The 6763-nt window shown below is 69.3% G+C and carries 9 protein-coding genes; 6 read left to right on the plus strand and 3 right to left on the minus strand.

Annotated elements, in window-relative coordinates; all coding sequences use genetic code 11:
- Positions 1–137 precede the first annotated feature (137 nt).
- Positions 138–1637, plus strand: coding sequence for a tyrosinase family protein (locus ABTY61_RS32605; RefSeq protein ID WP_350508743.1), 1500 nt, complete (start codon positions 138–140; stop codon positions 1635–1637).
- Between the two features lie 67 nt (positions 1638–1704).
- Here ABTY61_RS32605 and ABTY61_RS32610 read toward each other — a convergent pair whose 3' ends face one another.
- Positions 1705–2103 carry a VOC family protein gene (locus ABTY61_RS32610; protein ID WP_350508744.1) on the minus strand — a complete coding sequence of 133 codons (399 nt, stop codon included), beginning with the start codon at positions 2101–2103 and terminating at the stop codon, positions 1705–1707.
- Between the two features lie 213 nt (positions 2104–2316).
- On the opposite strand from ABTY61_RS32610, the gene ABTY61_RS32615 reads away from it, so the two are divergent.
- Positions 2317–3516 carry an IS110 family RNA-guided transposase gene (locus ABTY61_RS32615; RefSeq protein WP_350508745.1) on the plus strand — a complete coding sequence of 400 codons (1200 nt, stop codon included), beginning with the start codon at positions 2317–2319 and terminating at the stop codon, positions 3514–3516.
- A gap of 102 nt (positions 3517–3618) precedes the next feature.
- Positions 3619–4599 (plus strand): helix-turn-helix transcriptional regulator, encoded by a 981-nt coding sequence (locus ABTY61_RS32620; protein ID WP_350508746.1) that lies wholly within the window; start codon positions 3619–3621, stop codon positions 4597–4599.
- 140 nt (positions 4600–4739) lie between these two features.
- On the opposite strand, the gene ABTY61_RS32625 is transcribed toward ABTY61_RS32620, so the two are convergent.
- Positions 4740–4913 (minus strand): hypothetical protein, encoded by a 174-nt coding sequence (locus tag ABTY61_RS32625; RefSeq protein ID WP_350508747.1) that lies wholly within the window; start codon positions 4911–4913, stop codon positions 4740–4742.
- Positions 4903–5373, minus strand: coding sequence for an ATP-binding protein (locus tag ABTY61_RS32630; RefSeq protein ID WP_350508748.1), 471 nt, complete (start codon positions 5371–5373; stop codon positions 4903–4905). Before ABTY61_RS32630 ends, ABTY61_RS32625 begins: the two co-directional genes overlap by 11 nt.
- Positions 5374–5492: 119 nt before the next feature.
- Here ABTY61_RS32630 and ABTY61_RS32635 point away from each other — a divergent pair, with 119 nt between their 5' ends.
- The 3 genes from ABTY61_RS32635 to ABTY61_RS32645 form a co-directional block, all read left to right on the plus strand.
- Entirely contained in the window at positions 5493–6374 is an 882-nt protein-coding gene (locus tag ABTY61_RS32635) for a helix-turn-helix domain-containing protein (RefSeq protein WP_350508749.1), read from the plus strand.
- A complete protein-coding gene (locus ABTY61_RS32640; RefSeq protein WP_350508750.1) occupies positions 6371–6559 on the plus strand; it encodes a DUF397 domain-containing protein in 189 nt (62 codons plus the stop codon). Before ABTY61_RS32635 ends, ABTY61_RS32640 begins: the two co-directional genes overlap by 4 nt.
- Positions 6560–6587: 28 nt before the next feature.
- Positions 6588–6763: DUF397 domain-containing protein (locus tag ABTY61_RS32645; RefSeq protein WP_350508805.1), on the plus strand; the 176-nt coding region annotated here is incomplete at its 3' end.

Raw genomic sequence — 6763 nt, forward strand, 5'->3', positions numbered from 1 at the left:
ACGGATCTCCGGGTGCGGAACCGTGTCGATCGCATAGAGACCTTTCGGGCTGCCACATACTCGCGATCTGTTCGAGGGTCCCGGCGCTGCGCCCGGCAGTCGACCGGGGCACCCACCCGGAGCCCGACGGAGTACACATGACCACGCCCAAGCCCGCCCCGGCCGCCGATCCGCTGATCGCGGCACCGACATACCTGGCGGACATCCGCACCTACTTCCGCCCCGAGGACGTGGCCCACATGGGCGCCAAGGGCATCGACCTCGGCACCTACGACGGGGTGAAGAAGAACGCCCTCACGATCTTCGCCCACACCTCACCGCCCACCGCGGACATGCCACCGGACGCGGCGGGCAAGTGGAGCGCCAACCGTTCGCAGACCTTCAAGAACTGGATCGTCAACGGCTTCCCGCTCGGTACGGCCCCGGTCGGGACACCGCCGGCCGGAGGTGCGCCGACCCGGCTGCGCAAGAACGTCACGGCCCTGACGGACGCCGAATTCGCGCTCCTGGCCCAGGCGTTCAACGGGGTCATGGCCCGCGACATCACGGCACCGGACAGCTACTTCGCCCTGGCCGGGCAGCACGGCCTTCCGGGGAGCTACTGCCTGCACCACGAGAACCGCTTCAACCCGTGGCACCGGGTGTACCTGCGCGCCTTCGAGGACGCGCTGCGCTCCGTCCCGGGCTGTCAGGACGTGACGCTCCCCTACTGGGACATCTCGACCCCGCTGCCGGACCGCCTCCAGCACCCGCCGTTCGACCAGTACGTCCTGCCGGCCGACCCCGGCGCCACGGCGACGCCGCCCGTGACCGGGTTCTTCCCGTACACCACCCAGCGCTACTCGGTCGCCCAGATCACGAAGAACGTCACGGACTTCGGGGTCCTGACCGACATCACCACGTCGATGGCGCAGTCCCTCTGGGGTGCGTACCTCACCAACGGCTACCAGGACTTCTCGATCCAGGCCCACGACGGCGGCCACGGATCGGTCGGGCCGACGATGGGACTCCAGGAAGTCTCCGCCTACGACCCGGTGTTCTGGTTCTTCCACTGCAACATCGACCGGCTCTGGCTGAGCTGGCAGACCCGCGCCACCGCGACCGACCTGGCCGGGTTCCGGACCACCCTGGCCGGGCAGGACGACAGCTGGCTCACCACGCCGTTCAACACGCTGCCGCCGTACAGCACGACCGCCGACCAGACCATCGCCACCGACATCACGTACGACAAGCTCGACCTGCCCGCCCCCGCGGAGGCCGTCATGGAGAACCTCTCCGGCAGCATCGACGCCGCCCACAGCTTCGCTTTCCGCAGCACCGACCCGGTCTCGGTGCGGGTGAAGGGCATCGACCGGCTGAACATCCCCGGGTCGTTCATCGTGAGCCTGCTCGCCGACGGCGAGCCGGTCGCGAAGCGGTTCTTCTTCCAGCTGACCAACCCGCGCGAGTGTGCGACCTGTGTGAAGCACGGCATCGTCAACATCGACTTCCGGCTGGCGCAGGAGCAGATCCTCGACCGGAAACTGTCCGTCCGGATCGACGTACCCGGTCACGCCGGGGAGATCGGCACGGCCTTCCCGCTCGCGCAGGCGGGCAACCCGACCGTCAACGCCCGGCTGCTGGTCGGCGAAGCGTAGTCGTGCACTGCGCGGGTTCACCCGGGGCCCTGGGCCCTGGGCTCCGGGTGGACCGCCGCGCCCGGCCTCAGCGGGCGAACTTCTCCTTGGCCGCCGGGGTGACGGGGGTGAAGAAGTTGACCAGGTGGCCGTCGGGGTCACGCAACAGCAGTGACCGGTTGCCCCACGGCATCGTGGTCGGCCCGGCGACGACGTCGGTGACGACAGCGGCCAGGTCGCGGTGGACGCGGTCCACGTCGTCGACGAGGAACTCGGTGATCACGCTGTGGTTGTCCGCCGGGCGGGCCGAGCCCGGGGCGAACAGCGGGACGGTACGGGTGCCGGCGATCGCGAGGGTGGCGCCGCCGATCCGGAGTTCGGCGAAGTCCTCGGTGGCCCACACCGCCACTGCCCCGGTGGCGCGCTCATAGAACTCGACGAGGCGCGCGACGTCGCCGGTGATGATGCGGATCGAGACGAAGTCCATGGGAATCTCCGTAAGGTGTTAGGCGGCCCGGGAGGGCCGGATGTGGCTTATGGGGTCTTGCCTTCAGTGGCTCCCAAGGAGTGGCCGTCCGGTCCTCCGGGGCGCCCTGGCCGCTGATTGAGATGTGCGAGCTGTGCGCGGTCGCTGTTTACGGAGACGACGGCGGGGTGTTCCTCGGGCCAACGGGATGAGGGCGGGATCGAGGAGGGGCGAGTGAGCAAGCGAACTGCCCATGCCTGGGCTGGCGTTGACGCCGGCAAGGGGCATCACTGGGCAGCCGTGGTGAACGAGACCGGCGCAACAGTGTGGTCGAAGAAGATCGACAACGATGAGACGGCGATCCTGACCGCGCTCGGCGAGATCCTCGACCTGGCCGACGAGGTCCACTGGGCGGTGGACATCTCCGGAACGTCCTCCGCGCTGCTGCTGGCCCTGCTCGCGGCCCACGGCCAGCAGGCCGTCTACGTGCCCGGACGGACCGTCAACCGCATGTCCGGCGCCTACCGGGGCGAGGCCAAGACCGACGCCCGCGACGCCTACGTCATCGCCGAAACATCCCGCCAGCGCCGGGACTTCACCGCGATCGACGTCCCCGCCCAGCTCGCGGCCGATCTCGCTCTGCTGACCGCCCACCGCTCGGACCTGGTCGCAGACCGCGTGCGGATGATCAACCGGCTCCGCGACGTGCTGACCGGCATCTTCCCCGCCCTGGAGCGGGCCTTCGACTACTCCGCCCACAAGGGCGCCCTGGTCCTGCTGACCGGCTACCAGACCCCGGCCGCCCTCCGCCGCCGGGGCCGGGCCCGGCTGACGGCATGGTTGTCCAACCGCAGCGTCCGCAGCGCCGACGCGGTCGCCGCCACCGCGCTGGAGGCCGCGGAGGCCCAGCGCACCACCCTGCCCGGCGAGGACGTCGCAGCCGCGATCGTGGCCGACCTCGCCGCGCAGATCCTGGCCCTGGACGACCGGCTCAAGCGGATCGACAAGCAGATCCGCGACACCTTCCACGCCCATCCGCAGGCCGAGATCATCGAATCCCTGCCCGGCATCGGGCCGATACTCGGAGCCGAGCTCGTCGTCGCCGCCGGCGATCTGTCGGCCTACGCGGATGCCGGCCACCTCGCTTCGGCGGCCGGGTTGGTGCCCGTTCCACGCGACTCCGGCCGCCGCACCGGCAACATGCACCGACCGAAGCGGTACAGCCGCCGGCTTCGACGGGTGTTCTACATGTCTGCGCAGACCAGCATCATCAAGGACGGCCCGAACCGGGACTTCTACCTCAAGAAGCGCGCCGAGGGCTGCAAGCACGTCCAGGCGATCATCGCCCTGGCACGCCGCCGGGTCAGCGTCCTGTGGGCGCTCCTGCGCGACAACAGGGTCTTCACCTCCGTTCTGGACGCGCAGGCGAGTTGATTTCGTCATTGAGACTCCTTGACCGTGCTGGGAACGTGCACGTCACAGGCTAGGAGGAATAGTGGACAGAATCGGTCCCCTATTTCCGGCTAGGCTGCCCGCATGTCCCGACCCACCGGCCGCGTGCTGACCCTGCTGGAACTGCTGCAGTCCGGCGGCACCCGGACCGTGGCCGAACTCGCCGACCGCCTCGGCGTCCAGGGGCGCACCGTGCGGCGGTACGTCGACCAGCTGATCGACCTGGACGTCCCGGTGGAGTCGGTGCGCGGCCGCTACGGCGGGTACCGGCTCGCCCCCGGGTACCGGCTGCCCCCGCTCATGCTCAGCGACGACGAGGCGCTGGCCGTACTGCTCGGCCTGCTCGCCGGCCGCCGGGCCGGGCTGACCACGGCGCAGCACACCGCCGGCGAGACGGCGGCCGCGAAGATCCGACGGGTGCTGCCCAAGCACCTCGCCCGCCGGCTCGACACCCTCCTGGAGTCCCTCGCCTTCACCGAGCAGCCCGGCGAGTTCGACACCCCGGACGCCGAGGTGCTGCTCACCCTCGCCGACGCGGTGCGCCACCGCCGGCCGGTCTCGGTCCATCACACCGACCGCGACGGACGGCGCGGCGAACGCACGCTGCACGCGTACGGGATCGTCGCCCATGCGGGCCGCTGGTACGTCACCGGTCAGGACGCCCGCCTCGGCGAGGACCGGACCTTCCGACTCGACCGCATCACGGACGCGAGAGCCCTGCCCGGCTCCTTCGAGGAGCCCGCCGGTCCCGGCCCGGCGGAACGGGTGCTGGCGGCGTTCGCCACGGCCGAGTACCGGCACGAGGTGACCTTGCGGATCCACGGAACGGTCGGGCAGATCCGTGCCCGGCTCCCGGCGAGCGTCGCGAACCTGGAGGAGTGCGCACCCGCGGAGGCCGAGCAGTGGCGGCGCGTCGAACTGCGGGCGGAGCGGCTCGACTGGCTGCCCGCCGTACTCGCCTCGCTGGACCGGCCGTTCGTCATCGAGCGCCCCGACGAACTGCGCGACCTCGTCGCCGCGTTGGCCGAGCGCCTCGCGTCCTACGCAGCCAGCGGACACGCCTGAGCCGCGCCGCCCGGTGGGGCGGCGCGGCGGCGCCGGAACCGGTCTCGATGCACAGGGAGGTCGGGGATTCGAGTGCCCCCGGGGTCGGGGCGCGCCGAGGAGTGGGAGGTCGGTGGGTCCGACGTCCCACTCCTCGTGCTTCACGGGGCGGCGGATGGGGTTGAAGTGGGGTGCGGGGTGGGGTGGTTGTGGTTGGGTCGGGGTGCGGTGAGGGGGTAGGCCCAGGCGAGCAGGGCGAGGAGGAGCGCGAAGGGGAGGAGGGTGCAGAGGGTGGCACCGCCCGGGGCTTCGCTATGGCGGGGTTCAGTCGGCATCGGGGGTGGCATCGGCATCGGTGAGGTCGAGTTCGGCCCAGACGGTCTTGGCGTTGGGGTGGCGGGGGATGGTGCCCCAGCGGTCGCTGAGGGCGTCGACGAGGATCAGGCCCCGGCCCGACTGGGAGTGAGGCAGGGGGGCGGTGGGGAGGACGGGGAGCCTGTCACCCCTGGGGTCGCTGATCTCGATGCGAAGGGTGGTGCCCCGGCGCACGGTGGTGGTGAGGGCGAGGTGCAGCTCGAACCCGCGCCCCGGAACGCGTCCGTGCAGGACGGCGTTGGTGGCCAGCTCCGCGACGATCAGGAGCGCCGAGTGGAACGGGTCGGTGTGCGTGGAGTTCAGGCCCCAGCAGGTGAGTTGACGCCTCGCGATGCGTCGGCACAGTCCGACGCCCTTGGGGGTGGCGGCGAGGACGGTGGTGTGGGGGCGGGGTCTGTCGAGGGGGATTTCGGTCGTCATGGAAGAAAGCGTGGCGGGGCGGACGTACGCTGACCATGGGTCCAGCGGGCACAGAGAGTACTTGTGCAGGTGCGGACAGCTTATGTTTGTGTGGCTCAATCACAGGCGGGGTGGTCGCAATGAGTGCGGCGCGGAACAGCGAGACGGGCGACGAGATTCGAACAGAACTCCCGGAAGACCTGACGGAGGTCTCGGACTTCTTCCGAGCGATCGGGAAGCAGATCAAGCTTCTCCGGGAACGAGCCGGGTTGACCCAGAAGGAGCTGGCACAGCGCGTCGGCTACGGAGAAGAGCTGATCCGCTCGGTGGAGCGGGGAGTGCGAACGCCTCAACCAGAGCTGCTCGTCGCCTTGGACAAGGAACTGAACGCTGGCGGCCTGTTGGCCATCCAGCGGGACGACGTGATGAAAGCTCGTGCCAAAGCCCGCGTGCGACACCCTGCCTGGTTCCGGGGCTATGCGGGCTTGGAGCCTGTAGCTGTAGAGATTCACGAGTTCAGCACGTTACTCATCCCCGGCCTACTGCAGACCGAGGCGCACGCGCGAGCACTCTTCGGAATGCGTCAGCCGCTTCTCACCGAGGAGGTGATCGAGGAGCGTGTGGCCGTACGACTCGAACGCCAGGAGATCTTGACTCGCTGGCCGCGGGCGATCTTCAGCTGGGTCATCGAGGAGAGCGTTCTCCAACGCCCTTTGGGCGGCTGGGAAGTTCACGAAGAACAACTGCGGCGCCTGCTGGAAGTCGGAGGCATGCGCGGTATGGCGATCCACATCATGCCCACTGCCAGAGCTGATCACCCGGCCTTGGGCGGGCCCTTCACGCTCATCACTCCCAAGGGGCGTCCGCAGAACGGATACATCGAAGCCCAGCAGAGTAGTCGACTGATCACGGGTCAAGAGGAAGTCCGTATCATGAACGCACGATACGGCGCTCTCAGAGGGCAATCGCTCGACGTGAGGGAGTCCTTGGCCTTGATCGAGAAAATGCTGGGAGAACGATGAACGCGAAGCTCGCCTGGATCAAGAGCAGCTACAGCAGCAACGAAGGCGGCCAGTGCGTCGAGGTCGCCGAGACCCCCGGCGCCATCCGTGTCCGTGACTCCAAGGACAAGAGCGGCCCCCAACTGGCCTTCGAACCGGCCGCATGGGAGGCGTTCCTCGCCTTCGCCGCCACCAGCGAGGTCTGACACGATCATCCCGCGAGGAGCAGTGAACATGTCCGAGCTGGCGTGGATCAAGAGCAGCTACAGCGGCAACGAGGGAACTGCCTGCGTCGAGGTCGCCGAGACCCCCGACGCCATCCGTGTCCGTGACTCCAAGGACAAGAGCGGCCCCCAACTGGCCTTCGAACCGGCCGCATGGGAGGCGTTCCTCGCCTTCGCCGCCACCAG

Origin of the sequence: Kitasatospora sp. NPDC096128 (genome assembly GCF_040303105.1) — a bacterium.
GTDB lineage: Bacteria > Actinomycetota > Actinomycetes > Streptomycetales > Streptomycetaceae > Kitasatospora.

Coding starts and splice junctions, on each gene's coding strand:
- ABTY61_RS32605 (WP_350508743.1), top strand. CDS start 138: ATGACCACGCCCAAGCCCGCCCCGGCCGCCGATCCGCTGATCGCGGCA.
- ABTY61_RS32610 (WP_350508744.1), bottom strand. CDS start 2,103: ATGGACTTCGTCTCGATCCGCATCATCACCGGCGACGTCGCGCGCCTC.
- ABTY61_RS32620 (WP_350508746.1), top strand. CDS start 3,619: ATGTCCCGACCCACCGGCCGCGTGCTGACCCTGCTGGAACTGCTGCAG.
- ABTY61_RS32625 (WP_350508747.1), bottom strand. CDS start 4,913: ATGCCGACTGAACCCCGCCATAGCGAAGCCCCGGGCGGTGCCACCCTC.
- ABTY61_RS32630 (WP_350508748.1), bottom strand. CDS start 5,373: ATGACGACCGAAATCCCCCTCGACAGACCCCGCCCCCACACCACCGTC.
- ABTY61_RS32635 (WP_350508749.1), top strand. CDS start 5,493: ATGAGTGCGGCGCGGAACAGCGAGACGGGCGACGAGATTCGAACAGAA.
- ABTY61_RS32640 (WP_350508750.1), top strand. CDS start 6,371: ATGAACGCGAAGCTCGCCTGGATCAAGAGCAGCTACAGCAGCAACGAA.